The organism is Streptomyces sp. NPDC059010 (assembly GCF_042740355.1).
GTDB lineage: Bacteria > Actinomycetota > Actinomycetes > Streptomycetales > Streptomycetaceae > Streptomyces.
The window spans coordinates 74,767-101,097 of the sequence record NZ_JBHYJA010000038.1 but is presented as its reverse complement, the minus strand read 5'-3'; the positions used below and the strand labels follow the sequence as shown (position 1 = coordinate 101,097).

Genomic DNA, 26,331 nt, shown 5'->3' with positions numbered 1-26,331 from the left:
CGCGCGCGCGGCGCGGCGGCCGCCCCCCCCCCCAGCGGGCTCAGGCGCGCGGGCCTCTGCGCCGCGCCCACCCCGCCTCGCCCCCCCCCGGTCCAGGACGCCTTCACCACCGCCGTACGGCGCTGGCCGGAGACCGGTGTGCCCCCGAGCCCCGCCGGCTGGATCATCACCACCGCCCGAAACCGTGCCGTCGACCGCCTGCGCCGCGAGGCCGGCCGGGACGAACGCCACGCCCAGGCCGCCCTGTTGCACGCCCCCGACGCACCGCCCGAGGAGGGCCCCGTGCGCGACGACCGGCTCCGGCTCATCTTCACCTGCTGCCACCCCGCCCTCGCCGTCCACGCCCGGGTCGCCCTGACCCTGCGCCTGCTCGGCGGGCTCACCACGGCCCAGCTCGCCCGCGCCTTCCTGGTCCCGGAACCGACCATGGCCCAGCGCCTGGTGCGGGCCAAGGCGAAGATCCGCAACGCCGGGATCCCGTACCGCGTGCCCCGCGACGCCGACCTGCCGGACCGGGTCCCGGGGGTGCTCGCCGTCGTCTACCTGATCTTCAACCAGGGATACGAGGGTGAGGCGGGCCTGTGCGAGGAGGCGCTGCGCCTCGGGCGCCTGCTGGCCGACCTCATGCCGGACGAACCCGAAGCAACCGGGCTGCTCGCGCTGATGCTCCTCGTCGAGTCGCGCCGGGACGCCCGGCGGGATGCCCATGGCGAGCTCGTGCCGTTGCCCGAGCAGGACCGTGACCGCTGGGACCGGGAACTGATCGCCGAGGGGCAGGAACTGGTCCGGCGCTGTCTGCGCCGCAACCGGCCGGGGCCGTACCAGATCCAGGCCGCCATCCAGGCCGTGCACAGCGACGCACCGGACGCCGGGGACACCGACTGGGGCCAGATCCTGCGCCTGTACGACCAGTTGGCCGCCGTCGCCCCCGGTCCCGTCGTGGCCCTGAACCGGGCGGTCGCCGTCGCCGAGGCCGAGGGCCCACGGCAGGCCCTCCGTCTCGTGGACGCCCTGGACCTGGACGGCTACCACGTATTCCACGCCGTCCGCGCCGACCTCCTGCGCCGCCTGGGCCGCGACACGGAGGCCGTGCGGGCGTACGAGGCCGCCGTAGCGCTCTCGGAGAACCCGGCGGAGCGGGCGTACCTCGAACGCCGCCGCCGGGAACTCGTCCGCGGGTGACATGCCGTCGGCGACCCGCCCCGCGCGAACTGCGGGCGCAGTGGCGAAACCGCGCCAAGCTCCCGGAAACACGCAGGTCAGAGACCTGGTGAAAGGGGCTCAGGTGGCGCAATGATTCAGCAACACCATCGCGCGGAAACCGTCGGTATGGTCGCCGCATGCCACCCGAACGAACCCGCGAGCACACCGCGCCACTCGCCGCCGCCCGTCGCCGTCGGCTGCGTGCGGACCGGGCGCGGCAGCTCGCGGACCTGCTTCGGCACCTGATCCTGACCGGGGGATATCCCGGCGGCGCGCTGCCCCACGAGGACGTCCTCGCCGCCGACTACCAGGTCTCGCGCAACACCGTCCGGCACGCACTGGACCTGCTGCGCGCCGAACAGCTCGTCGAGCGGCTCCCCGGCGTCGGCACCGTCGTCGTCGCCGAGAAGTACTCGCACGGCCTCGACCGGCTGATGGGACTCGCGGAAACCCTGCGGGAACACGGCCGGGTCACCAACGAGGTACGCACCATGGGCCCCGTCGCTGCGCCCGCACCCGTGGCCGAGCGCCTCCGCCTGCCCACCGGCACCGACGTCCTCTACATCGAGCGGCTCCGCAGACTCAACGGGCTGCCGCTCTCCCTCGACCTCACCTACCTCCCCCTGGACATCGGCGGCGAACTCATCGGCGCCGACCTGGAGAACACCGACGTATTCCGGCTGCTGGAGCAGATCACCGGGCAGCCGCTCGGGCACGCGGAGATCACCCTGGAGGCCGTCAACGCCGACGCGCACTCCGCCACCGTGCTCCAGGCGCCGCGCGGCACCGCCGTGCTGATGCTGGAGCGCCTCACCCACCTGTGCGACGGCAGGCCCGTGGACCTGGAGTTCATCCGGTTCCGCGGCGACCGGATCGCGATGAGCGGGCTGCTGCGCCGCACCGTCTGAACACCCCCGCCCCGACCGGCGTTCCTTTCACCCCTCGCAGTACCTCACTGGAGACAGCCATGCCCTTGGTGCCCCAGCGGGCCGACGTGCCCGTGACCGTCGACGAGTCGAAGTGCATCGACGGCTGCACGCTCTGCGTCGACATGTGTCCGCTGGACTCCCTCGCGATCAACCCCGACAGCGGCAAGGCGTACATGCACGTCGACGAGTGCTGGTACTGCGGCCCCTGCGCCGCCCGCTGCCCCACCGGGGCCGTCACGGTCAACATGCCCTACCTGCTGCGGTGAAAGGCCCACTTCCGATGAAACGCACGACTCCTGCCGCCCTGCTCGCGGCCGCCCTCCTCTCCACCCTCGTCACCGGCTGCGGCGGCGACGCCTCGGCCGGTGACGCCACCCACGTCACCGTCACCGTCGGCTACCAGTCCAAGACCATCAACACCGTCACCGCCGGCACCCTGCTGCGCTCCCTCGGCTACTTCGAGCGCGCACTCGCCGCACAGGGCAAGCGGGACGGCATCTCCTACAAGGTCCAGTGGCAGGACTACGCCACGGGCGCGCCCATCACGGCGCAGATGACCGCAGGGAAGATCGACATCGGCTCGATGGGGGACTTCCCGCTGCTGCTCAACGCCGCCCGCGGCAAGCAGCTGAACCGCCCCACCCACCTGGTGTCGGTCACCGGCTACAACCTGAAGGGCGCCCTCAACACCGTGGTGACGGCGCCGGACTCGAAGCTCGGCTCCCTGAAGGACCTGCGCGGCAAGAAGGTGTCCACCAGCGTCGGCTCGGCGGCCGACGGCACCCTCGTACGAGCGCTCCAGCGTGCCGGGTTCGACCCGCAGAAGGACATCAGCAAGCTCAACCAGCAGCCGGCGGTGGGCGCTTCGGCACTGCAGGCGGGCAGCGTCGACGCCCTGTCGCAGTTCGTGGCCTGGCCCGGACTGCTCGTCTTCCAGAACAAGGCGAAGGCCCTGTACGACGGTGCGGAACTGAACCTTCCCACCTTCCACGGGGTCACCGTCCGCGAGGACTTCGCCGAGCAGCGGCCCAAGGTGCTCGACGCCTTCCTCACCGCGCAGATCGAGGCGACGAAGTACCTCAACGAACACCCCGTCCAGGCCACCGAGAAGGTCGCCGACGCCACCGGCCTGCCCCCGGAGGTCGTCTACCTCTACAACGGCAGCGGCGGCATCGCCACCTTCGACCCGGCCGTCAAGCCGCAGCTCGTCGCCGCGCTGAAGAAGGACGTGTCGGTGCTGAAGTCGGCGGATCTCGTCGGCGACGTGGACGTCGACTCCTTCGTCGACGACGGCGCGATCAAGCGCGTGTACGGCAAGGAGTACGCCGAGCGGCTCGCCGCCACCCCCGCGGCCTCGCGCAGCGAGGTGTGGCTCAAGGGCGAGGACAGCACCCATGGCTTCGACTCGCCCGCCGCCTTGCTGAAGTTCGTCGCCGGGCACCAGGACGACGTACGCGCCGCCTATGTGCCGGACGCCACCAACGGAACCCGCTGGTACGCCGACAAGGCGGTCTGGACCCAGGACGGCAAGGAGCTGAAGCCCTTCGTCACCGCTTCCGCCGCCCGGGCGTACACCCAGGCGCACCCCACCGCCCGTACCGTCTCCTACACCACCGCACTGGAGCAGGCGTCATGACCGCGGTGACGGCCCCGCCGAAGAAGGCATCGGCGGGGCCGGCACCCGTGCGGCGCACGGCCCCCCTCCGGCCCGTCGTGCGTGTCCTGTCGCTGCTCGCCGCGCTCGGGCTGTGGCAGCTGCTCACCACGCTCGACGTCCAACTGTGGCTGCGCTTCGACCAGTTCCCGTCCGTCACCGACGTGGCCGGGGAGTTCGGCGAGCGGCTCGGCGACGGCGCCTACTGGCAGGACGTGACCGACAGCCTGCGCAGGATCGTCACCGGCTTCCTGCTGGCGGCGGTGCTCGGCGTCGCCGCGGGCGTGGCCGTCGGCCGCTCCCGCTGGGCCGCGGACCTGATCGGGCCGGTACTGGAGGTGCTGCGGCCCATCCCGGCCATCGCGCTGGTACCCGTGGCGATCCTGCTCTTCCCCAGCAACGAGCAGGGCATCGTCTTCATCACCTTCACCGCCGCCTTCTTCCCGGTGCTCGTCGCCACCCGGCACGCGGTGCGCGCCCTCGTCCCGGTGTGGGAGGAAGCGGTGCTCACCATGGGCGGCGGACGATGGCGGGTGCTCGCCTCCGTGGTGCTGCCCGGCGCGCTGCCGGGGATCTTCGGCGGGCTGTCGGTCGGGATCGGCGTCTCGTGGATCTGTGTGATCTCCGCGGAGATGATCTCCGGCGAGTACGGGGTCGGCTACCGCACCTGGCAGGACTACACCGTCATCGACTACCCGGGTGTGTTCACCGGCATCGTCAGCATCGGCCTGCTGGGCTGGCTGACGTCCACCGTGGTGGAACTCCTGGGACGCCGCCTGACGCACTGGCTGCCGCGCCGCGAGGGGAAGGCCACTTCATGAGCACGGACACGGATACGAACACGGACACGGACGCCAACACCACCGTCACCGCCGCGCGCACCGACCTGCCCGCACCCGGGGCACGGCTCACCGTCACCGGCGCGGAGCTCGGACGACCGGGTGCCGTGGTGCTGCACGGGCTGGACCTCGAAGCCGCCCCCGGTGAGATTCTCACCGTCGTCGGACCGTCCGGGTGCGGCAAGTCCACCCTGCTGCGGACCCTGGCCGGGCTGCTGCCCGCGCTCGCCGGACAGGTCGCCCAGGACGGGCGGCCCGTCACGGGGCCCGGCGCGGACCGGGCGCTGGTCTTCCAGGAGGACGCGCTGCTGCCGTGGCGTACCGCCCGGGCCAACGTCGAACTGCCGTTGGCGATCCGGGGTTCGGGCCGTGCCGAGCGCCGGGCCACGGCGGAGCGGTGGCTGGACCGGGTCGGACTGGCAGGTCTGGAGCGGCAGTTGCCGCACCGGCTCTCCGGCGGGCAGCGCCAGCGCGTGCAGCTCGCCCGCGCTCTTGCCGGTCAGCCGCGGGCCGTCCTGATGGACGAGCCGTTCGGCGCCCTGGACGCCCAGACCCGGGCCGGCATGCAGCAGCTGCTGGTGGAGGTGCTGGCGGGGACCGGCGCCACCGTCGTCTTCGTCACCCATGACGTGGACGAGGCGCTGTTCCTGGGCGACCGTGTCGCGCTGCTCGGATCGGGCGGCCTCACCCGGGTCCGGACCGTGCCGCGGCCCCGCGACCGCGGCGCCCGCGACGACCCCGCGACCGTGGCCCTGCGCCACGACATCCTCGCGTCCCTCGACCCCAGCACGTCCTGAGCGTTCGTCGGCCCCGAGCGTCCCGAGAGCCCTCCGCCGCCCGCACGTCCTGAAAGGCACTCCGCCATGACCACCCCGACACCGACGCAGATCCCCGCCCTCGACTCGGCCGAGGCGCTGAGCTGCGACGTCCTGGTGATCGGCGGCGGCACCGCCGGCACCATGGCCGCGCTGACCGCCGCCGGGCGCGGTGCCTCCGTGCTGCTGCTGGAGAAGGCCCACGTACGGCACTCCGGAGCGCTGGCGATGGGCATGGACGGCGTCAACAACGCCGTCATCCCCGGCCGCGCCGAACCGGACGACTACGTCGCCGAGATCACCCGCGCCAACGACGGCATCGTCGACCAGTCGACGGTCCGTCAGACCGCCACCCGGGGCTTCGACATGGTCAAGCGCCTGGAGTCGTACGGGGTGAAGTTCGAGAAGGACGAGCACGGCGACTACGCGGTCCGCCAAGTGCACCGCTCGGGTTCGTACGTGCTGCCCATGCCCGAGGGCAAGGACGTCAAGAAGGTCCTCTACCGGCAGCTGCGCAGGCGGGAGAACCGGGAGCGGATCCGGATCGAGAACCGGCTGATGCCGGTGCGCGTCCTGACCGCCGACGGCAAGGCGATCGGCGCCGCCGCCTTCAACACCCGCACCGGCGCCTTCGTGACCGTGCGCGCCGGCGCCGTGATCCTCGCGACCGGCGCCTGCGGCCGTCTCGGGCTGCCCGCGAGCGGCTATCTGTACGGCACCTACGAGAACCCGACCAACGCAGGCGACGGCTATGCGATGGCGTACCACGCGGGCGCCGAGCTCACCGGCATCGAGTGCTTCCAGATCAACCCGCTCATCAAGGACTACAACGGCCCGGCCTGCGCCTATGTCGCCAACCCGTTCGGCGGCTACCAGGTCAACCGGCACGGGCAGCGGTTCGTCGACTCCGACTACTGGTCCGGGCAGATGATGGCGGAGTTCGCCGCCGAGGTCGCCTCCGACCGCGGCCCGGTCTACCTCAAGCTCAGCCATCTGCCCGAGGAGTCGGTCGCGGCCCTGGAGTCCATCCTGCACTCCACCGAGCGCCCCACCCGCGGCACCTTCCACGCCGGACGCGGCCACGACTACCGCACCCACGACATCGAGATGCACATCTCCGAGATCGGCCTGTGCGGCGGTCACTCCGCCTCGGGGGTACGCGTCGACGACCACGCCCGTACGACCGTGCCCCGCCTGTACGCGGCGGGCGACCTGGCCTGCGTCCCGCACAACTACATGATCGGCGCGTTCGTCTACGGCGACCTCGCGGGCGCGGACGCCGCTCAGTACACCGCCTACGAGGGCGAGTTGCCGCGCGACCAGCTGGCCGAGGCCCATGAACTGATCTACCGGCCGCTGCGCAACCCGGACGGCCCCGCCCAGCCCCAGGTCGAGTACAAGCTGCGCCGCTTCGTCAACGACTACGTCGCCCCGCCCAAGAGCGGCGCCCGGCTCTCCCTGGCGCTGGAGCACTTCGAGCGGATGCGGGACGAGATCGCCGGCATGGGGGCGCGGACCCCGCACGAACTGATGCGCTGCGCCGAGGTCTCGTTCATCCGCGACTGCGCGGAGATGGCGGCCCGGTCCTCCCTCGCCCGCACCGAGTCCCGCTGGGGCCTCTACCACGAGCGCCTCGACCACCCCCAACGGGACGACACGGCCTGGCTGCACCACCTCGACCTGCGCAAGAGCCCGGCCGGAGCGATGGAGTTCACGGCGCGTCCCGTGGAGCCCTACCTCGTCCCCGTCGACGAGTTCACCCCCACCGGCGGCTCCTCCCGCCACCTGGGCGAGGTGCATCCGCTGGAGACGGCCACGGCGGGGGGGGGGGGCGGCGCGCCCCCCGGCGCCCCCCCCCCCCCCCGCGCGCCCACCCCCCCCCCTGCGGGGGTGCAGCCCCGCGGGCCGCCCGCCGCGGGGGGCCCGCCGGCCCCCCCCCCCCGGCGCCCGCCACCCCGGAGCCGGGAGACGCGGCCGACCCCACCGGACCCGCGCACGGAACCTCGGAATCGACCCGGGAACGGCTTCTCGAACTCGTCGCGCTCACGGAGGAGGAACCCGATCTCCCTGCTCTGGAGCCCTACTTGAAGGACGGGGACGCGGCCGTGCGACTCGCCGCCGTCAAGGCGCTGACCGAGACGGTGCCGCCGGGAGCGGGCCCCGCACTGGCCGCCGCCCTGACCGACGGCGACGGCCGCGTGAGCGCCGCGGCCGCCGCCTCGCTGCGTGAACTGGCCGAAGTCCTCGCGCCGGAACCGGAGTTGAGGGTCCCGCTGGTGACCGCCCTGACGGCGGTCGATCCGACGGCCCGTGGCACGGCCCTGGACGTGCTGCGTGCCCTGCGCCTCGGAGACACCGCCCTGTTCGCCGCGCACCTGGCCGATCCGGACACCGACGTACGCCTGGCCGCCGTGCGCGCCCTGGTCTCGGTGGACGCGGCCGAGGCGCTGTCCGGGGCGGCCGGCGACGCCGCGCGTGAGGTACGGGTCGCTGTGGCGCGCGGGTTCGCCGCCCTGGCCCCGCATCTCGACCGGGACCGGCGGGAGCACGCGGAGGAAGGCACGCCGGCCGCGCTGCACCGCCTGATCCACGACCCCGACGTCCTGGTGCGCGCCGCGGCCCTGGAGACCCTGGGCGCCCTCGGCGTCCCCCACGCACTCCTCGAAACCGTGACGGCGGCACTCAACGACCCTGCCTGGCAGGTCCGCACGGGCGCGGCGACCGCCCTCGGCGCAGCGGCACCGGACCACGGCGTGCCCGCCCTCGCCGAGTTGCTGCGGGACGCCGACGCCGACGTGCGCAAGGCCGCCGTACTCGCTCTGTCGCGCCATGCCGGGCACGAAGACGCCCGCACGGCACTGTCCACCGCCGTCGACGACCCCGACGCCGACGTCCGTGCCTACGCGAGCCGAGCGGTGCGCTGACACGGGGGATCCGGCGCCTCACCAACCGCTTCGGCCAACCCTTCAGGCCAACTTTCGAGTTGATTGGTCCGGACCATTGACTGGTACAGACCAATGCGATTGAGTGTGTCTCCACACCCCCCACCACGGCCGCCCCACGCCGTGGCCGACCCCGTCGGCACGTGCGCACAAGGCGCTGCTTCGCCCTGCCCTTGTCCGGGTGCGGCCGTGCTCCGCAAAGGAGTTGATCCTGTGTCGAGGCGCCGCATAGCCGCAGTCCTGTCCGCGCTCGCCCTGGGCAGCGCCGCGCTGGTGATCCAGCCCCCGAGCGCGTCCGCCGCCGGCTTCGTCGTGAGCGAGTCGCAGTTCAACCAGATGTTCCCGAACCGGAACCCCTTCTACACGTACAGCGGTCTCACCGCCGCCCTCAGCGCCTACCCCGCCTTCGCCAACACCGGCAGCGACACGGTGAAGAAACAGGAGGCGGCGGCGTTCCTCGCCAACGTCAACCACGAGACCGGCGGCCTGGTCCACATCGTCGAGCAGAACCAGGCCAACTACCCCCACTACTGCGACCGCAGCCAGCCCTACGGCTGCCCCGCGGGCCAGGCCGCCTACTACGGTCGCGGCCCCATCCAGCTCAGCTGGAACTTCAACTACAAGGCGGCCGGTGACGCCCTCGGCATCGATCTGCTCAACAACCCCTGGCGGGTGCAGAACGAGTCGGCCGTCGCCTGGAAGACCGGCCTGTGGTACTGGAACACCCAGAACGGCCCCGGCACCATGACCCCGCACAACGCCATGGTCAACCAGGCCGGCTTCGGCCAGACCATCCGCTCCATCAACGGCTCCCTGGAGTGCGACGGCAAGAACCCGGCCCAGGTGCAGAGCCGTGTGGACGCCTACCAGCGCTTCACCCAGATCCTCGGCGTCTCCCCGGGCGGCAACCTCTACTGCTGACGCCCACCGGTGCCCCAGGCGTGTGCGAGACTCCGCCGATGACCTCCGAAACGATCACCGCACACGCCGCGGGCACCTGGGAACTCGGCGATCTGCCGGTCCACCGCGTCGGCTTCGGCGCGATGCGGCTGATGGGCAGCGCCGCCTTCCACCACGGGACGCCGAGCGACCGGAAGCACTCGATCGCCGTACTGCGCAAGGCGATCGAGCTCGGCGTCAACCACATCGACACGGCCGCCTTCTACTTCTCCGCGCTCCGCTCGGCGAACGAACTGATCAACACCGCGCTGGCGCCGTACCCCGACGACCTGGTCATCGCCACGAAGGTGGGCCCCCACCGCGACTACCACGGGGACTGGGGCACCTCGGCCCGACCCGACCAACTGCGCGGCCATGTCGAGGAGAACCTGCGCCAGCTCGGCCGCGACCACCTGGACGTCGTCTACCTGCGCCGCATGCGGCAGGACTCCATCGCCGAGCACTTCGGCGCGCTGGCCGAACTGCGGGAGGCGGGGCTCGTCCGGCACCTCGGCATCTCCGCCGTGGAGCCCCGGCACCTCGCCGAGGCGCAGGCCATCGCGCCCGTGGTGTGCGTACAGAACCGGTACGCGCTCGACCGGCCCGACCCCGAGGCCGACGAACTCCTACGCCTGTGCGGCGAGCAGGGCATCGCCTTCGTACCGTTCTACGCCGTCGCCGGGGAGGCGGGGGAGCGGGGCGCGACCGCCGCCCACGACGACGAGGTGCTCGCCATCGCGCGGGCGCACGGCGTCGGCCCCGCACAGGTGCGCATCGCCTGGACCCTGCACCAGGGCCCGCACGTCCTCGCCATCCCCGGCACCGGCAACCCCGGCCACCTGGCCGAGAACGTGGCCGCCGGCGCCCTGCGCCTCACCGCCGACGAACTGGCCCGGCTCAACACGGCACGCGAGCACGCCGGTTGAGCCGGACCGACGCCGTCGCTCAGCCCGCGTAGCCGGTCACGGGGTAGTGGTCGGAGAGGTTCGTGTACGTGTAGTCCGTGCCCCAGCTCGTCACCGTCCAGGGCGCGCTATGCTCCTTGACGACCTCGTTCTTCCAGACCGCGGGACGGACGTGACCCGCGCGGTGCAGAACGTAGTCAAGGTCCTCGCGCGGGTCGTCGGGATAGCGGTCGTGGGCTATGGAGTTGTCCTGCGTGTCGAAGGAGTACGGGTGCCCGGTGCGCCCGTCGGCGCCCGCCAGCCCGCCGTCGGCGAGCATCGAGGCGTACTCCGAGCTGCGCGAGTCGACGTTCATGTCACCGGCGACCAGCACCTGCTCGCCCGCCGGGATGTTCTTCGCGTCCAGGAACGCGTCGATCGCCTTGAACTGCCGGCTGCGCATCGCGGCCGCCTCACCGGCGGCACAGCCCGGGTCGGTCGACTGGGCGTGCGTACCGACGACGTGCACCTTGGTGCCGTTCACGTTCAGCACGACGTACGCGAAGCCCTTGTTGGACCACCAGTCCGCGCCGCACGCGTCCTTGTAGACCCACTGCTCCTTGCGCAGGATCGGCCACTTGCTGAGGATCGTGACCCCGCCGTCCTCGGGCGTCGTCGCCGAGTACGAGCCGCCGGTCGCGTCCCAGCCGCTCTTGGAACGCCCCACCACCGGCGTCTGGTGCGGGTACTGGCCGGTGAGGGAGCTCTTCAGCGCGTCCGAGGCGGAGTTGTCGAACGCCTCCTGGAGGACGACGACGTCGTTGCCCTGCACGAACGGCGCCTTGGCGATCTCGGCGGCCCGGTGGTCCTGGCCCCAGTTGGGGTACAGGGACTTGCTGAAAAGGAACACGTTGTACGTCAGCACCTTGAGCGGTGGCGTCTGCTCGGCGGCCGATGCGGTGGGCGTCGCGCCCACGAGACCCGCGGTGGCGAGCGAAAGTGCGAGCACGGCCGAGCCCTGTGCACGTCGGTGTGCGAAGAGCGTCACTGGATCTCCCTGTGGGGTGAAGGGGGTTGAGTGGCGCCGCACATCAAACCATCAGGGATTACTCCCAGGTAACAGTCGTGCGGGAATTGGATGGCGTAGGGACGTACGCCACGGAAGTTGTTCAGACAAGCCACGTTCCGTTTCGCATCAGATGCCGCTGCGGAGGTTCGCGCACCTGAAGCGGGCGATGGTTTGCCGGGCGTGCGCGGACCAGTGCCACCACCACTTCAGCTTCAGCTGACGTCAGGGGGCCTGACAGGGCTCGACACGCCGCCCACAGACATCTGGCCAACGCGGACAAGGTGCAGGCGATGGACCGAGGTTCTCGAACCTCGGTCATCTGCAGCTCCAGATGAGGATGGCGGCCAGATCCGGCGCAGCCACGGACCGCGGTGCCGCGCGGCGGGGTGAGGCCAGCCGGGTTGGCCTGCGAGCTACCGATTCGGCGCTCGCGTACCGCCAGTGACGCCACCCTCGTGGAGGGGAGCGGGCGAAATGCGCTTTCAGTGCCGGTCGGTCAGGTACACCGAACGCAACTTGAGCCGGTCCGAGGCAGGTTGCCCATGCGGGCGCAACGTCCAGGAGTCGCCCGTGCAGTCCGGCTCGGTGAACACCATCACCCACGTGTCGGTGTCGTTGTGCGGGGCGAACGCCGGCTCGGAGGAGCCCGGGTCCGCTACCTCCGCCAGGGGGATGCAGCCGGGGCTCGGCGGGTCGTGCAGGGTGACCGACTGCGGAGAGCCGTCGAGGCCGGTGAACTTGTACGAGAAGTCGCCGGTGGCGGCGCTCGCCGAGGCCGGCAAGGTGACAACAAGAGCGACGGCGCCGAGGGCGGCACCGAGAGTACGGCGTAGACGCATGAGATCCCTTTGCTTGGCGGACATCGGCCGACGACCGGCCGTCCGGCCCAGAGCATGCCCCGCCCGCTGCCCCCGCCCCGGGATCATGCGGGAGCGCCAGGGTGATCTTGAGAGCGCACGGAAGTGTCATCGGTAAAGGCCCTGCGCGTCTGCACGCTCGCCCAATCGAGTTCCGGGGGCTCGGCCCGGTCCCCGATTTCGGCGATCGACCAGCAGTTCTTGCGTGGCAGGTCCGACAGCGGCCCCAGTACCAGGTCCCGTACCCGGCGCCGGGGCTCAACCCTCGCAAACCGGCCCGCTATCCGGCCCATCAGGACCTCGAACATCTCAGGCCAGCGGGCAGGGTCTACGCCATGACCCGCGGCCAGCGTCTCTTCGTTTGTCCACGCCACACACGATGATCAGCGGTGGCCGTAGCCGTCTGCCAGCCAGCCTGTGCTGGCTGTCCGGATCAGAAGCTGAGGGGTTCATCGGTCGCGGGGCGTAGGTCTCTCGCCTCATGCGCGCTTTGAGCCTGCCGGCTTATGGTCGGCACTCATGCAGACCACGGGGATTGTTCGCCGCCAGGCGGCGGAGCGTAGGCGCGACACTCTGGAACGGCTCGTCACCGAGCGGGATGTATGGGTGTCGACAGCACATCCTGATCACGGGCCGCACCAGGTGCCGCTGTGGTTCATGTGGGATGGGCGAGCAGTGTGGATGTGCACCAGTGCCACTTCCGCGACTGCGCGGAACGTCCGCGAGGAGCCGCGCGTGCGCCTGGCGCTGCCGGACACCTTCGACGTGGTGCTTCTCCAGGGTGAGGCGGAATGCTTCCTGGACCAGGACGTGCCCGGAGACGCGGCAGAGGCGTTCGCCGCCAAGTTCGGGTGGGACCCGCGGGCGGAGGAAGGTTCCTTTCTGTATGTGCGCGTGATGCCGAAGAGTGTCCGCGCTTGGCGCGGCGAACCGGAACTACGCGGCAGAGTCATCATGCGCGACGGGACATGGCTGGAATAGCGGCCGTCGCTGACTGGCGCTCCTCTCCCCACCAGCAAGATCACGATCTACGGCTGGAGTACTGACCAAGAGGCTGGCGCCGCAGCCGCTGCCTGGGCGTAGGTCATCTTCCGCATGCGCGGCTTGCTGGTGGCTCTGAGGGCAGTGGGAGCGAGAGCGGGACAGCGGCCGAAGTGGGCACGCTTTGTGTCGCTCCGTTCCAACTGCTTCTCACCTGCAATGCGGCGGGAAATGCCGGCCGTGTAGGCGGCCCTAGAAGTCGGCGTGCCTACGTCCGCCAACTTCGGCGCTCACGCTCGCCAACTCAAGCACCTATCGGCCGGATAAAGCACACAGTCACACCACGATTTCCCTCACTCCTGTCTGAGCATCGGATCTGACCTGTCATCAAACCCTGTTGTCAGCCGTCATCGGAATTCATGGGATCCGCGCCGACGTGAAGCCCCGAAAGGGCCGGGTTCACTGGACACCCGTCATGCCTGTCGTCATCGCCATTGACGACAGGTACGGAGATGTGTCCGGCTGCCGGTGCGGAGCTTGCGGCCCGTGAGGTCGGCCGGGCGCGTGGCCAGCCGGAGCGCCTCGCCGTCCCAGACGAACCAGAGCGCGACCGGACACGGCACCCCGACCGCGTCCGCCGAGGCCGCCCAGATGTCCGTCTCCCGTGCCAGCCGGTCCAGTACGTCCTGCTTACGGCGTTCGGGGCTGCGTGGCGCTTGCGTGATCGTCATGCCCGGAACGCCGGCCGCGGGCCGTCTGTCGCACCTTGGGCCGCAGACGTAGCACCGCGGTCCCGGTCATGACTGGCGCCACCGAAGTTTTACGTATAACCTCTCCCGTCAACCGACTGCCCCGGAAGGCCCCGATGAGACGCATCGCCCTGGTCACCCTCGTCGTCGACGACTACGACGAGGCGATCCGCTTCTACACCGAAGCCCTCGGCTTCCGGCTCGTCGAGGACGCCCCGCGCCCGGACGGCTCCCGCTGGGTCGTCGTCCAGCCCGGCGACCACGGCACCGGGCTGGTGCTGGCCCGGGCCAAGGGCGACGGCCAGCGTGCCCGGGTCGGCGACCAGACCGGCGGGCGTGTCGGGTTCTTCCTGCACACCGACGACTTCGCCCGCGATCACGCCCGGATGCTCGCCGCGGGCGTGACCTTCCTGGAGGAGCCCCGGCACGAGCCGTACGGCTCGGTCGCCGTCTTCCAGGACCTGTACGGCAACCGCTGGGACCTGCTCCAGCCCGCCGGCTGACCCCTTCTCCCGCCCCTTCGAACCGCCCCGCTCAAGGAAAGACCCGCCATGACTGCTACGCGCGTAGACGCCGAAGTGATCCGCCGCCTCCCCAAGGCCGTCCTGCACGACCACCTCGACGGCGGCCTGCGCCCCGCCACCGTGGTGGAGCTCGCGGCAGAGGTCGGTCACACCCTGCCCACCACCGACCCGGACGAGCTCGCCGCCTGGTACTTCGAGGCCGCGAACTCCGGCGACCTGGTCCGTTACATAGCCACCTTCGAGCACACCCTCGCCGTGATGCAGAGCCGCGAGGGCCTGCTGCGCACGGCCGAGGAGTACGTCCTCGACCTGGCCGCCGACGGTGTCGTCTACGGCGAGGTGCGCTACGCCCCCGAGCTGAACACCAACGGCGGGCTGAGCCTCGCCGAGGTCGTCGAGACCGTCCAGGAGGGGCTCGCGGCGGGCATGGCCAAGGCCGCTGCCGCCGGTACCCCGGTGCGGGTCGGCACGCTGCTGTGCGGGATGCGGATGTTCGACCGGGTGCGCGAGGCGGCCGACCTGGCCGTGGCCTTCCGCGACGCCGGTGTCGTCGGCTTCGACATCGCCGGTGCCGAGGCCGGCTTCCCCGCCGCCGACCACCTCGCCGCCTTCGAGCACCTGCGCCGCGAGAGCGTGCCGTTCACCATCCACGCCGGTGAGGCCGACGGCCTGTCCAGCATCCACCAGGCCCTGCAGATCTGCGGCGCCCAGCGCCTCGGGCACGGCGTCCGCATCACCGACGACATCGTGGACGGCAAGCTCGGCCGCCTCGCGGGCTGGGTGCGCGACCGCCGTATCGCGCTGGAGATGTGCCCGACCTCCAACCTCCAGACCGGCGCCGCCACCTCCATCGCCGAGCACCCGATCACCGCGCTGAAGGACCTCGGCTTCCGCGTCACCCTCAACACCGACAACCGTCTGGTGTCCGGAACCACGATGACGCGCGAGATGTCGCTGCTGGTCGAGCAGGCCGACTGGAGCGTCGAGGACCTGCGCACGGTCACGGTGAACGCCGTGAAGAGCGCGTTCATGCCGTTCGACGAGCGCAAGGCCCTCATCGAGGACGTCGTCCTGCCGGGCTACGCGCTCTGAAGCAGCCCGCGCGCATAGGCGGCCTGTCCGACGTGCTGCAGATCGTCGGACAGGACGCTGACCAGCCGTACGCCCAGCGTGACCGGCGGATCCCAGCGGTCGTCCACGACGCGCTCCAGATCCTTGGCGGCCAGCGCCCGCAGTGCCCCTAGGGTCTGGGCGTGCACGGCGTCGTAGTAGCCGGTGAGCAGGTCACCGGAGTCGACCCGCACCTTGGCCACCTTGGCGGGGGTGTGCCCGTAGCCGGTGTCGTGGCGCGGCAGGTCCAGGCCGAAGGTCTTCTGGAAGTCCTGGGTCAGCCAGACCTGGTCGAGGCCGAAGGCGTCGGCGATGTGGTCGTCCTGGACGCGGGTGAGATGCCAGATCAGCCAGGCTACGGAGTTGGCGTCGGGGGAGGGGCGGGCGTGCAGCGCCTCGGGGTCGAGACCCTGCACGGCTGCGTGGACTTCTTCCTGGATGCGGTCGTATCCGTCGATGAGGATGTCCTTGGCATGCATGGCTCCACCATCGCGCACCCGTCCGTCATGCGCCTTCCGTCGTCATGCGCCTTCTGTTTCGAGCAGCGCCATCAGTGCCCGGGCCGCCGGGCTCGTGGCCTGTGCGGGCGGCAGCAGGGCGACCGTCTCGTAGACGCTCTCGCCGCTGACCTTCACCGGCAGCGCGGTCAGTGACCGCCGCTTGTGCCGGAAGTGACGCGGTACGACGGCGACGCCGAGGTTCTCGTCCACCAGGTCCAGCAGGCTGTGCACGTCGTTGACCTCCAGGGCGACGCTGCGGCGTACGCCCGCCGCGGCGAACACGGCGTCGGTGGTGCGGCGCGGCCCCCAGTCCGGGTGGAAGTCGACGAAGACCTCCCCGCCGAGGTCCTCCGGGGTGACCGCCGCCCCGGCGGCCGCGAGCGGGTGGCTCGGATGGCACAGGACGGTCATCGGCTCGCCGGTCAGCGGTACGACCCGCAGCTGGTCGGTGTCCTCCTGCGCGGCCCGCACCGCGAAGGCCATGTCGAGGCGGCCGGCCGCGACCTCCTCCGCGAGCGCGCCCGAGCCCGCCTGCCGCAGACAGATCTCCACGTCCGGATGCGCCCGCCGGAACGCCGCGAGCAGCCCCGCCACATGCACCCCGGCGATGCACTGCTCGGACCCGAGCGCCAGCATCCCGCGCAGCACACCCTGCACCGCGGCCACCGCCTCATGGGCGGCCCGCACCTGGGCCAGGATCCGCTCCGCCTCGCACAGCAGGGCACGTCCCGCCGGGGTGAGGGTCACCCGGCGGGTCGTCCGCACGAACAGCGGCGTCTGCAACTCCCGCTCCAGCGCCCGGATCGAGGCCGACAGGCCCGACTGGGACACCATCAGGCGCTCGGCCGCCCGGGTGAAATGCTGGTCCTCGGCGACCGCCACGAAGTGCTGGAGATGGCGCAGTTCCATGATTGAGCAGCGTAGCCGCTCAATCCCATCTGATTTACCTGTTGGACCACTGCCCGCAGGTCACGAAAGAGTGGATACCGAACGGAACTCGGCTCCACGGAGCCGTCCCTCGTGTGCCAACCCCTCTGGAGTCGCGTTGTACACCGCACACCCCGACCGCTACGCGGACATGCCCTACCGGCGCACCGGACGCAGCGGCCTCAAGCTCCCGGCGCTGTCCCTCGGACTGTGGCACAACTTCGGCCCGGACCGCCCGGTCGAGACCCAGCGCGCCATCCTGCGCCGCGCCTTCGACCTCGGCGTCACCCACTTCGACCTGGCCAACAACTACGGCCCGCCGCCCGGCGCCGCCGAGTCGGCGTTCGGCGAGGCGCTGAAGGCGGACTTCGCGCCGTACCGCGACGAGCTGATCATCTCCACCAAGGCCGGCTACCACATGTGGCCCGGCCCGTACGGCGAGTGGGGCTCGCGCAAGTACCTGCTGTCCTCACTGGACCAGAGCCTGAAGCGGATGGGCCTGGACTACGTCGACATCTTCTACTCGCACCGCCCCGACCCGGAGACTCCCCTGGAGGAGACGATGGGCGCCCTGCACTCGGCGGTGCAGCAGGGCAAGGCGCTGTACGTCGGTGTCTCCAACTACTCGCCCGAGCAGACCCGCGAGGCCGCCCGCATCCTGCGCGAGCTGGGCACCCCCCTCCTCATCCACCAGCCGCGCTACTCGATGCTCGACCCCCGTGTCGAGAACGCGGGCCTGTTCGACACGCTGGACGAGCTCCAGGTCGGCTCCATCGTCTTCTCCCCGCTGGAGCAGGGCGTGCTGACCGGGCGCTACCTCGACGGCATCCCGGAGGACTCGCGGGCCGCGAGCGACAGCCCGTTCCTGAACTCGGACCGGCTCACCGAGGAGCTGCTGGGGCAGCTGCGTGCCCTCGACGAGATCGCCAAGTCCCGCGGCCAGAGCCTGGCCCAGATGGCGCTGGCCTGGGTGCTGCGCGGCGGCCGGGTGACCTCGGCACTGGTCGGTGCGAGCAGCACACGGCAGATCGAGGACAGCGTCGCCGCGGCCGGCAACCTCGACTTCGACGCCGAGGAACTGGCCCGGATCGACGCGGTGGTCAAGAGCTGAGCGTTGTGGTGATCAGGGGCTGATCCCTGTGATCACGGGCTGAGCCGTTCCGTCAGGCGGACGGTGACGCAGTCCCCCTCCTCCTTCCCGATGGCCTTGCGTACCTCGGCCTTGACGGGGAGCTTGTGGGTGCCGTCCCCGAGGGCCATGAACGAACTCTGGAACGGATGTCCGTCGACGGTCCCGCGGATCCTGAACAGTCCGCGGGTACCGAAGAAGCCGACGGACTCCGGCCAGACGACGTAGGTCCATCCGCCTTTGCTCGGGCTCTTGCGCAGCACGGCGGTGAACTCCGCGTCCACTTTCCCGCTGGTTGTCATGGTGTTCCTCCGTCGCGGCGGTCTCTGTGGCCTTCACTGGTCGAGACCGCCGCAAGTCCCGGAACTCATCGCTCACGCGTCGGCGGGCACCCGGTCCAGGAATCCGAGCACGGACACGATCCGCCCCTCGGCGTCCAGGGTGATCACATCGGACCCGGCCACGGGCGCCGACCCGTCGGCCTCGTTCACCAGCTCCCAGGAGAAGCGGGCCGTGTCGTGGTGGCCCTCCACGGAGCCGGTGAGGCGGAAGGCGAAGCCCGGGAACTGCGCCTGCGCGGCCGCGACGACGGCCACGATCCCCTCCTGTCCGCGGACGTCGGCCAGGGGGTCGGTGTAGCTGCCGAGCGGGGTCCATGCGGTGGCGACGGCCCGGGCCAACGCTGCGGGTTCGCGGGCGTTCCAGGCCTCGAAGTAGCGGTCGACGGCGGTCGCGTAGCGGTCGATGCCGGTGTCGTGGTGGTCGGTGGATGCGGGCATGGCCGATCAGCCTCCAATGAGGTCGTCACTGCTGGTGGGACCCGGGTCCCGGTAGGGGGGAGCCGGTACCGCAACGATGCCCGCACGCGTCGGGAAGCTCGATTACCTCGGGGGTAAGGAAAGGCGGGTTTGACGTGGGTTTGACGTGTACCCGCAGTGTTTCAGCCAACACCGGCTGTGAATATGCCAGGAGACTGGCCGGAAAGTCATGGTGACAGTGTTTCAGTAGTGAACATACTCACTACGAGGGTGCCTCACATGGGGCGACGGCGCCCTTACACACCGCTCATGAGCCGCACCGAAAGCGAGGCCCGCCGACAGGCGAACACGGCAACACGGGGGAGGCCACGTGCACGACGAGTTCCTTTGCCATGTCACCGCATACGGAGTCTGCGGAGGCCGGCGCATCGGTGTACCCCTGGGCACGTACCGCGCACCCACCCTGGCCCTGGCCCTGTGGTGGTTACGCGACCGGGCCTCCTGGATCGCCGAGCGATTAGACCCGCAACCCGATGCCGAGCACTTCCCCCCGAGCGCGCTCGTCCCGGTCGCCGACACCGTGCCCGACGTACCGGCCGTGCTGCGCACCTGGTGCGCCGACACCGACCGACAGGAGCTGGTCGCCGACGAGTTGGCGGCCGGGCACCTGGTCCGGATTGCCGTGAGCGACGACACCACCGAGTACGAACTGCTCGCCGAGTCGGTGGACGCCCTGCGGATGCAGCGCACCCTCCCGGCGCTGGTCATGCCCGTCGGCTGAGCCCCGTAGAGCAAGATCCCCGCTCCGATCGTAGGCAGGCGTATATGTGGGCAGATCGATAGAATCCTGGCATGGCGGAGCGGCCGATCGCACCGACAGCCCCCGTACTGGTCCTGGAGACCGAGTCGGGCTCCACCGTGATGACCCCGGGCCGTGACTACCACGTCGGACGTGACCCGCTCTGCGACATCGTCATCGACGACGCCCGCGTCTCCTGGCACCACGCGGTCCTGCGGCCCGAGGCCGACCACTGGACCCTCGCGGACGAAGACAGCACGAACGGCACCTACACCGAGGGCCACCGCGTCCAGGAGTGGGATGTCGGCCCGGGTACCGTCATCCGCTTCGGCAACCCCTCCGACGGACCGCGCGCGGTGCTGCTCGACCGCCGCCCCGCCCCGGCCACCGCGCCGGAACGCCCCTCGGCGGTCTCCATGCCCGGCCTGACCGGCACCTTCCGGCAGCCCACCCATGTCCGGCCGCTGCCCACCCGCACCGTCCGCATCGGCCGCGCCGCCGACAACGACCTGGTCATCGACGACCTGATCGTCTCCCGCCACCACGCCGAACTGCGCGCCCTGCCCGACGGGACGTACGAGATCGCCGACCTGGGCAGCCACAACGGCACCTACCTCAACGGCAGTGCGGTCACCGGGTCCCCGATCGGGCCCGGCGACATCGTCGGCATCGGCCACTCCGCGTTCTGCCTGGTCGGCGACCAGTTGCAGGAGTACGTCGACACCGGCGAGATCTCCCTGGAGGTGCAGGACCTGGAAGTGGCCGTCGACCACGGCCGCAAGATCCTCCTCGACAACGTCTCCTTCCCGGTGGGGGAGAAGTGCCTGCTCGCCGTCGTCGGCCCGAGCGGCGCCGGGAAGTCCACCCTGCTCAACGCCTTGACCGGACAGCGGCCCGCCGACCACGGCACCGTGCTCTACGACGGCCGCGACCTCTACCGCGACTACGCCGAGCTGCGCCAGCGCATCGGCCTGGTCCCGCAGGACGACATCCTGCACGCGCAACTCACCGTCCGCGGCGCCCTGTCCTACGCCGCCGAACTGCGCTTCCCCCAGGACACCGCCAAGGCCGAGCGCCGGGCCCGGGTCGACGAGGTGATCCGCGAGCTGGGCCTGGAGCAGCGCGCCGGGCAGCCCGTGCACAGTCTCTCGGGCGGGCAGCGCAAGCGGGTGAGCGTCGCCATGGAGCTGCTGACGAAGCCGTCGCTGCTCTTCCTCGACGAGCCGACGTCCGGGCTCGACCCCGGCATGGACCGCTCGGTGATGAACATGCTGCGCGGCCTCGCCGACGACGGCCGCACCGTCATCGTCGTCACCCACAGCGTCCTCAGCCTCGACGTCTGCGACCGGCTCCTCGTCCTCGCGCCCGGCGGCCGGATCGCCTACTACGGCCCGCCCGACGAGGCCCTGCTCTTCTTCGGCTTCGCGCACTGGCCGGAGGCCTTCGAGGCCTTCGAACGCGACCAGGAACGGGACTGGGCCGGCGACTACCGGGCCTCGCTCCTGCACCGGCAGTACATCGCCGACGCGACCGGACAGCCCCGGCTGCCCCGCACCGGCCCGGTCGTCATCACCCGGCCGCCCAGACCGCGCAGCCGCGGCGCCCAGCTCGGCACGCTGATCCGCCGCTACACCAGCGCGCTGAGCGCCGACCGCACCTTCCTCGCCATCATGATCGCCCTGCCCTTCGTGATGGGCGCGATGGCCCGCGCCCTGGCGGGCAGCAGGCTGACCCAGGAGACGGCGATGAACGCGCTGCTCATCCTGTGCGTCGGCGGCGTCCTCACCGGCGCGGCGAACGCCGTGCGCGAACTCGTCAAGGAGCGCGTGATCTACCAGCGGGAGCGGGCCGTCGGCCTGTCCAGATCGGCGTATCTGATGTCCAAGGTGGTGGTGCTGGGCACGATCACCGTGCTCCAGGCGATCGTGCTGACCCTGGTCGCCCTGCTCGGCGTCGACCTCAACGCCCCCGGTGGCGAAGGCGTGCTGATGCCGCCCCTGGTCGAGATCACCGTCGCCGTCGCCCTGCTGGCCTTCACGGCCATGATGCTCGGCCTGGTCGTCTCCGCGCTGGTGCGCAAGGAGGAGGTGACGATGCCGCTGCTGGTGCTGCTCGCCATCGTCCAGGTCGTCTTCTGCGGCGCCCTGCTGAAGCTGGACGGGGTTCCCGGCCTGGAGCAGCTGTCCTGGCTGGTGCCCTCGCGCTGGGCGCTCGGCGCGATGGCCGGCACCGTCGACCTGGCCCGGATCGTGCCCGGCGACCTGACCGGCGACCCGCTGTTCGAGCACTCGGCCGGCGTGTGGCTGTTCAACATCGCCATGCTCGTCGTGCTCTCCGCGGCCTTCGGCTACGTCGTCGCCCGGCTGCTGCGCCGCCGCGAACCCGTCGTGATGCGGAAGTAGGCGCAGGCCATGACGTCCCCCGGCTTCCGGCCCACCCACGTCGTCCCCCAGCACGGTATGCCCGCCTGGGAGAGTCCCGACCCCGCCCGGCCCACCGTGCCCCTCGACGCGTTCCTGCCGGTCCAGCTCGTCGAACGGCGCGGCGACTGGGGGCGCATCCTGTGCGCCAACGGCTGGTCGGCCTGGGTCGACGGCCGCTTCCTGGTCGCGGTACCCCAGGACCCGCCCACCGCCGACGGCGGCCCGCCCGCCCGCACCGCCGACCCGCGCCCACTGCTCGCCCGCGCCGAACGGGTGCTGGCCGGCTACCACTCCGCGGTCGAGGACCTGGCGGCCGGCGCACTGAACGGCGAGACCTTCCGGGTCCGCACCTCGGGCCTGCGGATCGGGGTCGTCGTCGAGGGCGAGTCCATGTGGCTGTACGACGCCGAGCACGGGCGGTGGACGTATGCGGACGGCGCGCGGCTGAGCACCTACGCCACGGACGACGGACCCCGCGCCACCGAGGACCCCGGCCACGCCCCGACCCAGGTCGTGACCCCCGATGGCCCGTGACACGAGCCTGTTCTCCGGCCGGCCCTCCGAGCTGATCGGCCGCCAGGTCGCGGGCTACCGCATCGAACGCGAGATCGGCCGAGGCGGCATGGCCGTCGTCTACCGCGCCCGTGACCTGCGCCTGGACCGCACCGTCGCGCTCAAGCTCCTCGCCCCCGAACTCGCCCGCAACGACACCTTCCGCCGCCGCTTCACCCACGAGTCCCGCACGGCCGCCGCGATCGACCACCCGCACATCGTGCCCGTCTACGAGGCGGGCGAGACGGACGGCGTCCTGTACATCGCCATGCGCTACGTCTCCGGCAGCGACCTGCGCCACCTCCTGGACCGCGAGGGCCCGTTGACGCCTCCGACGGCCCTGCGCATCGCCGCACAGGTCGCCTCCGCGCTCGACGCGGCGCACGAGCACGGACTGGTCCACCGGGACGTGAAACCCGGCAACATCCTCGTCGCCCGCGGCACCGACAGCGACCACCCCGAGCACGTCTACCTCACCGACTTCGGCCTGACGAAGAAGTCGCTGTCCCTGACCGGCTTCACGACCGTCGGCCAGTTCGTCGGCACGCTCGACTACGTGGCCCCCGAGCAGATCTCCGGCAGGCCGGTCGACGCGCGCTGCGACGTCTACGGGTTCGCCTGCGTGCTCTACGAGTGCCTCGCGGGCCATCCGCCGTTCCGCCGCGACGACGACATGGCCCTGCTGTGGGCCCACCAGTACGACGAGCCACCGCCGCTGACCGAGGCCCGACCGGACTTCGCCGCACAGGTCGACGCCGTGTTCGCCAGTGCCCTCGCCAAGAGCCCCGACGACCGCCACGACTCCTGCCTCGCCCTGGTCGCCGACCTGCGGGCGGCCGTGGCCGGTGGCGCGGGGGCCGGGCACGCGGCGACGGAGGTCGACCTCAAGGCCGTAGGGCTGCGGAAGGGATCGGCGGACGAGGGAGTGCCGCAGAAGTCCGGCGCAGTGGGACGACCGGAGACGTCCGCCACCGACGCGCCGAAACCCCCGCCCCGCTGGGCCGAGCCGGTCTTCCGGCGGCGGTGAACGCCGGCCCGCTCATCCCTGCGCGGGTGGCACGACCTCGCCCCTGTGCCGCACCCGCCGGGCCGCCAGGCCCCCGAGGAACCCGGCGACCAGCCCCCACAGCAGTGCCAGCCCCACCGCGCTCCACACCTCGGGCCTCAGGAACAGCTCCCCGCCCAGATCTCCGCCGAGGTCGCCGATGCCCAGCACCGACAGGCCGTAGTGCGCCGCGATACGACCGACGAGACAGATCATCAGCACCGTGAGCGCGAGTGCCACCGCCAGGTGCACGGCGTGCTGCCAGGCGCGCATCCGGGACGGTGAACGCCTCGCCATCACGAACGCGGCGGCCAGCAGCAGCACCGCGTCGGCCACGACCAGCCACCACACCCGGCCGTCGTACTCGGCGAGCGTGCCCAGATTGAGCTCGGCGACCTCCCGGCCGCGCAGCACCTCGTCGAGCACATGCGGCATGGGCAGCCCGAACGGCCCCTCCACCCTGCCGTTCCAGGTGGCGCCCAGCCCGAGGGTCAGGGCCAGCCACATCAGGTTCGGCAGGCCGAGCAGGATCACGGCGAAGGTCTCGGCCACGTGCCCGCGGGTCGCCGCGACGACCAGACCGATGACGACACCCAGCCCGACCCAGGCGAGCAACAGCAGAACCATGGCGTACGCGGCCGGCCGCACCGACTCCTGGAAGCGCAGCAGCCGCCCCGGCAGCGGAGCCCCGCGCGAGACCAGCAGGGCCAGCACCAGCACACCCGCCAGCCACAGCAGGCCGAAGAACAGCGTCGCGGGGACGTCCGTGGTGAAGCCGACCTCCGGTGAGATGCCGAACAGATCACCGAGGTCGCCGAGCTCGTCCTGCCCGAGATCGTCGAGGGAGAGGGTGAACGTCTGGCGGGCGGCGAATGACAGCCCCAGCAGCGCGAGCAGCCACAGTACGGCGATCCGTGCGGCCCACCCGGCCAGCTCCCGGGCACCCGCGACCGCCCGGTGCCGCAGCGGCCGCAGGAAACCGGCGGCCAGGACGAGGGCGCCGACGAGCGTGACCGACAGCGGGACCACGGTCATCCCGGCATCGGACTCGGCCAGCCCTCCGGCGTTCCCGGAGAGCTCGATCGTGCCCCCGACCGCCGTGACCACGGTCGCCGCGACGACCCTCGGGAACGCGTGGTCCGGCAGCTCCGCGGCCCCGGCCGCCCACAGCCCCAGCGCGGCGACCACCCCCATCGAGACCAGCCCGGCCAGCACGGCGCCGAGCGCCTGCGGCCAGCCATGACGGGCCACGGCCGGGCGGGAGGGAGTCGGCACGCTCACCCTGCCCACGCTAAGCAGCACGCCAGGCGCGCGCCCGCCGGGAGGTCCGTCCGCGTCGGCTTGCGAACGGTGCGGCACGCGCGCACAGAATAGAAAACATACGGAAAGCCGCAAAAGGGGCAGAATGAGCGTCGAACCTCCGTCGTCCGGTCGCCCCACAGGGCCGCCCTCGGGTCCCCTGTCGGGCCCCTCCCAGCCGCCCTCCGGCCCGCCCTCGCAGCCGCCGGACGGCAGCGGTGCAGGAGCGCCCGGCCCCGAACCCCATCACCCCTGGTGGCGGCACGCACCCCGGATCGCGGTGATCACCTTCGTGGCGGTGGCCGCCGTGGTCGTCGCCGTCATCCTGTCGCGCGGCGGCGGTGGCGGCGGCACCGCGCAGAGCGGCGAGGTCTTCCTCCAGGCCGCGGGCAAGTCCGGCCCCGACCCGTTCACCGAGTCCACGGCGACGGACAGCTCCGCCCCGCCCGTCACCCCCTCCGCGCCCGCCGAGTCGGCGCCCTCCAACGCCGTACGCGGTGTCGACGGCGGAGCGGCCGGCCTGTACGGCGGCACCCGCAACGTCGCCGCCTGCGACGTCGAGAAGCAGATCCGGTACCTCAAGGCGGTCCCGGCGAAGAACAGGGCGTTCGCGTCGGTCGCCCGCGTCGAACCCGCCGGTGTCCCCACCTATCTGCGCTCGCTCACCCCCGTCCAGCTGCGGCTGGACACCCGCGTCACCAACCACGGCTACAGCGACGGCGCCGTCACCAGCTACCAAGCCGTCCTGCAGACCGGCACGGCCGTCCTCGTCGACGACCGCGGAGTGCCCCGGGTGCGCTGCGCCTGCGGCAACCCGCTGACCCCGGCGGTCGCCCAGCAGGGCACACCGAAGCAGACGGGTGACTCCTGGCCGTCGTACCGCTCCTCGAACGTCGTGGTGGTCGCGCCCTCGACGACGGTCATCAACATCTTCGTGATCTTCGACCCCGACCGCGACGAGTGGATCTCCCGCCACCGCGGCGACGACGGCGGCAAGGACAAGAAGACCCACCGGCCGCCGAAGCCCTCCCCGTCGGTGAGCGTGTCGACGCCGACCTCGCCCGGCACCCCCACCACCTGCGTCACGCTGCCCGACGACGCCACCACCACGCCCACCGGTTCGGTGACACCCTGCCCGCCCACGTCGACGGCCCCCTCGTCCCCGTCGACGAGCCCCCAGACGACGACGTCGGAGCCACCGACCACGCAGCCGGAGACACCGACCTCCCAGTCGGCGCCGGACACGGATTCGGACACGACCACGACGTCGCAGTCGGCGTCGACCACGAGCGCGACGGCGTCTCCGTCGCTGTGACGTACGGCGCCACCTGGGTAGTGACTGCGCGGCTCCGCTCTGGGTACGAGGACTGGTGCAGTAGTGTCCGGCCAGTTCCGGCTTCCGAG

General features: G+C 71.5%; 27 protein-coding genes. 19 read left to right on the top strand and 8 right to left on the bottom strand.

What is annotated here, in order from left to right; translation table 11 throughout:
* The 10 genes from ACFWYS_RS33605 to ACFWYS_RS33560 all read left to right on the top strand — a co-directional run.
* Window positions 1-1,182: RNA polymerase sigma factor (locus tag ACFWYS_RS33605; protein WP_384776901.1), on the top strand; the 1,182-nt coding region annotated here is incomplete at its 5' end.
* Between the two features lie 158 nt (window positions 1,183-1,340).
* Window positions 1,341-2,111 (top strand): GntR family transcriptional regulator, encoded by a 771-nt coding sequence (locus ACFWYS_RS33600; protein ID WP_384776899.1) that lies wholly within the window; start codon window positions 1,341-1,343, stop codon window positions 2,109-2,111.
* Between the two features lie 59 nt (window positions 2,112-2,170).
* On the top strand, window positions 2,171-2,398 hold the full coding sequence (locus tag ACFWYS_RS33595; protein ID WP_031480193.1) for a ferredoxin family protein: 228 nt from the start codon (window positions 2,171-2,173) through the stop codon (window positions 2,396-2,398).
* A gap of 14 nt (window positions 2,399-2,412) precedes the next feature.
* The gene (locus tag ACFWYS_RS33590; RefSeq protein WP_384776897.1) at window positions 2,413-3,768 is read left to right on the top strand and encodes an ABC transporter substrate-binding protein; all 1,356 of its coding nucleotides are present in this window, start codon (window positions 2,413-2,415) and stop codon (window positions 3,766-3,768) included.
* The gene (locus tag ACFWYS_RS33585) at window positions 3,765-4,607 is read left to right on the top strand and encodes an ABC transporter permease (protein ID WP_384776895.1); all 843 of its coding nucleotides are present in this window, start codon (window positions 3,765-3,767) and stop codon (window positions 4,605-4,607) included. The genes ACFWYS_RS33590 and ACFWYS_RS33585 overlap by 4 nt, the downstream gene beginning before the upstream one ends.
* Complete coding sequence (locus ACFWYS_RS33580) at window positions 4,604-5,422, top strand: ABC transporter ATP-binding protein (protein WP_384776894.1); 819 nt, start codon at window positions 4,604-4,606, stop codon at window positions 5,420-5,422. The genes ACFWYS_RS33585 and ACFWYS_RS33580 overlap by 4 nt, the downstream gene beginning before the upstream one ends.
* Before the next feature lie 66 nt (window positions 5,423-5,488).
* Window positions 5,489-7,528 carry a fumarate reductase/succinate dehydrogenase flavoprotein subunit gene (locus tag ACFWYS_RS33575; protein ID WP_384776892.1) on the top strand — a complete coding sequence of 680 codons (2,040 nt, stop codon included), beginning with the start codon at window positions 5,489-5,491 and terminating at the stop codon, window positions 7,526-7,528.
* Entirely contained in the window at window positions 7,513-8,364 is an 852-nt protein-coding gene (locus ACFWYS_RS33570) for a HEAT repeat domain-containing protein (protein WP_384776905.1), read from the top strand. The genes ACFWYS_RS33575 and ACFWYS_RS33570 overlap by 16 nt, the downstream gene beginning before the upstream one ends.
* A gap of 231 nt (window positions 8,365-8,595) precedes the next feature.
* Window positions 8,596-9,303: a chitinase gene (locus tag ACFWYS_RS33565; RefSeq protein ID WP_384776890.1), complete on the top strand. Its 708-nt coding sequence runs from the start codon at window positions 8,596-8,598 to the stop codon at window positions 9,301-9,303.
* A gap of 38 nt (window positions 9,304-9,341) precedes the next feature.
* Window positions 9,342-10,247: an aldo/keto reductase gene (locus ACFWYS_RS33560; protein ID WP_384776888.1), complete on the top strand. Its 906-nt coding sequence runs from the start codon at window positions 9,342-9,344 to the stop codon at window positions 10,245-10,247.
* A 19-nt stretch (window positions 10,248-10,266) separates the two neighbouring features.
* Here the strand turns inward: ACFWYS_RS33560 and sph are convergent, their stop codons facing one another.
* Window positions 10,267-11,253: a sphingomyelin phosphodiesterase gene (gene sph / locus ACFWYS_RS33555; RefSeq protein ID WP_384776886.1), complete on the bottom strand. Its 987-nt coding sequence runs from the start codon at window positions 11,251-11,253 to the stop codon at window positions 10,267-10,269.
* A gap of 503 nt (window positions 11,254-11,756) precedes the next feature.
* Window positions 11,757-12,113: a hypothetical protein gene (locus tag ACFWYS_RS33550; RefSeq protein WP_384776884.1), complete on the bottom strand. Its 357-nt coding sequence runs from the start codon at window positions 12,111-12,113 to the stop codon at window positions 11,757-11,759.
* A 537-nt stretch (window positions 12,114-12,650) separates the two neighbouring features.
* Between ACFWYS_RS33550 and ACFWYS_RS33545 the strand changes: the two genes are divergently transcribed.
* Window positions 12,651-13,112, top strand: a complete 462-nt coding sequence (locus ACFWYS_RS33545; protein ID WP_384776882.1) for a pyridoxamine 5'-phosphate oxidase family protein — start codon at window positions 12,651-12,653, stop codon at window positions 13,110-13,112.
* Between the two features lie 485 nt (window positions 13,113-13,597).
* Here ACFWYS_RS33545 and ACFWYS_RS33540 read toward each other — a convergent pair whose 3' ends face one another.
* Complete coding sequence (locus tag ACFWYS_RS33540; RefSeq protein ID WP_384776880.1) at window positions 13,598-13,843, bottom strand: hypothetical protein; 246 nt, start codon at window positions 13,841-13,843, stop codon at window positions 13,598-13,600.
* A 134-nt stretch (window positions 13,844-13,977) separates the two neighbouring features.
* Between ACFWYS_RS33540 and ACFWYS_RS33535 the strand changes: the two genes are divergently transcribed.
* Together ACFWYS_RS33535 and ACFWYS_RS33530 are read left to right on the top strand one after the other, a co-directional pair.
* Window positions 13,978-14,364 (top strand): VOC family protein, encoded by a 387-nt coding sequence (locus ACFWYS_RS33535; protein ID WP_384776878.1) that lies wholly within the window; start codon window positions 13,978-13,980, stop codon window positions 14,362-14,364.
* Between the two features lie 48 nt (window positions 14,365-14,412).
* Window positions 14,413-15,477 carry an adenosine deaminase gene (locus ACFWYS_RS33530; protein WP_384776876.1) on the top strand — a complete coding sequence of 355 codons (1,065 nt, stop codon included), beginning with the start codon at window positions 14,413-14,415 and terminating at the stop codon, window positions 15,475-15,477.
* Here ACFWYS_RS33530 and ACFWYS_RS33525 read toward each other — a convergent pair.
* Both ACFWYS_RS33525 and ACFWYS_RS33520 read right to left on the bottom strand, forming a co-directional pair.
* The gene (locus ACFWYS_RS33525) at window positions 15,465-15,974 is read right to left on the bottom strand and encodes a DinB family protein (RefSeq protein WP_384776874.1); all 510 of its coding nucleotides are present in this window, start codon (window positions 15,972-15,974) and stop codon (window positions 15,465-15,467) included. The genes ACFWYS_RS33530 and ACFWYS_RS33525 overlap by 13 nt on opposite strands.
* Before the next feature lie 42 nt (window positions 15,975-16,016).
* The gene (locus ACFWYS_RS33520; RefSeq protein ID WP_384776872.1) at window positions 16,017-16,904 is read right to left on the bottom strand and encodes a LysR substrate-binding domain-containing protein; all 888 of its coding nucleotides are present in this window, start codon (window positions 16,902-16,904) and stop codon (window positions 16,017-16,019) included.
* Window positions 16,905-17,040: 136 nt separating this feature from the next.
* Here ACFWYS_RS33520 and mgrA point away from each other — a divergent pair, with 136 nt between their 5' ends.
* Window positions 17,041-18,033 (top strand): L-glyceraldehyde 3-phosphate reductase, encoded by a 993-nt coding sequence (mgrA, locus tag ACFWYS_RS33515; protein ID WP_384776870.1) that lies wholly within the window; start codon window positions 17,041-17,043, stop codon window positions 18,031-18,033.
* Window positions 18,034-18,065: 32 nt separating this feature from the next.
* On the opposite strand, the gene ACFWYS_RS33510 is transcribed toward mgrA, so the two are convergent.
* Window positions 18,066-18,353 (bottom strand): DUF1905 domain-containing protein, encoded by a 288-nt coding sequence (locus ACFWYS_RS33510; protein ID WP_384776868.1) that lies wholly within the window; start codon window positions 18,351-18,353, stop codon window positions 18,066-18,068.
* Between the two features lie 72 nt (window positions 18,354-18,425).
* The gene (locus ACFWYS_RS33505) at window positions 18,426-18,830 is read right to left on the bottom strand and encodes a nuclear transport factor 2 family protein (protein WP_384776866.1); all 405 of its coding nucleotides are present in this window, start codon (window positions 18,828-18,830) and stop codon (window positions 18,426-18,428) included.
* Between the two features lie 349 nt (window positions 18,831-19,179).
* Here ACFWYS_RS33505 and ACFWYS_RS33500 point away from each other — a divergent pair, with 349 nt between their 5' ends.
* From ACFWYS_RS33500 to ACFWYS_RS33485, 4 genes are all read left to right on the top strand, one after another.
* On the top strand, window positions 19,180-19,590 hold the full coding sequence (locus tag ACFWYS_RS33500) for a hypothetical protein (protein WP_384776864.1): 411 nt from the start codon (window positions 19,180-19,182) through the stop codon (window positions 19,588-19,590).
* A 71-nt stretch (window positions 19,591-19,661) separates the two neighbouring features.
* On the top strand, window positions 19,662-22,010 hold the full coding sequence (locus ACFWYS_RS33495) for an FHA domain-containing protein (RefSeq protein WP_384776862.1): 2,349 nt from the start codon (window positions 19,662-19,664) through the stop codon (window positions 22,008-22,010).
* A 9-nt stretch (window positions 22,011-22,019) separates the two neighbouring features.
* Window positions 22,020-22,565 (top strand): hypothetical protein, encoded by a 546-nt coding sequence (locus ACFWYS_RS33490; protein ID WP_384776860.1) that lies wholly within the window; start codon window positions 22,020-22,022, stop codon window positions 22,563-22,565.
* The gene (locus ACFWYS_RS33485) at window positions 22,555-23,610 is read left to right on the top strand and encodes a serine/threonine-protein kinase (RefSeq protein ID WP_384776858.1); all 1,056 of its coding nucleotides are present in this window, start codon (window positions 22,555-22,557) and stop codon (window positions 23,608-23,610) included. Before ACFWYS_RS33490 ends, ACFWYS_RS33485 begins: the two co-directional genes overlap by 11 nt.
* Before the next feature lie 12 nt (window positions 23,611-23,622).
* Here ACFWYS_RS33485 and ACFWYS_RS33480 read toward each other — a convergent pair whose 3' ends face one another.
* A complete protein-coding gene (locus ACFWYS_RS33480) occupies window positions 23,623-24,909 on the bottom strand; it encodes a streptophobe family protein (RefSeq protein WP_384776856.1) in 1,287 nt (428 codons plus the stop codon).
* Between the two features lie 124 nt (window positions 24,910-25,033).
* Here ACFWYS_RS33480 and ACFWYS_RS33475 point away from each other — a divergent pair, with 124 nt between their 5' ends.
* Window positions 25,034-26,242: a DUF6777 domain-containing protein gene (locus tag ACFWYS_RS33475; RefSeq protein WP_384776854.1), complete on the top strand. Its 1,209-nt coding sequence runs from the start codon at window positions 25,034-25,036 to the stop codon at window positions 26,240-26,242.
* The last annotated feature ends 89 nt before the right edge of the window (window positions 26,243-26,331 follow it).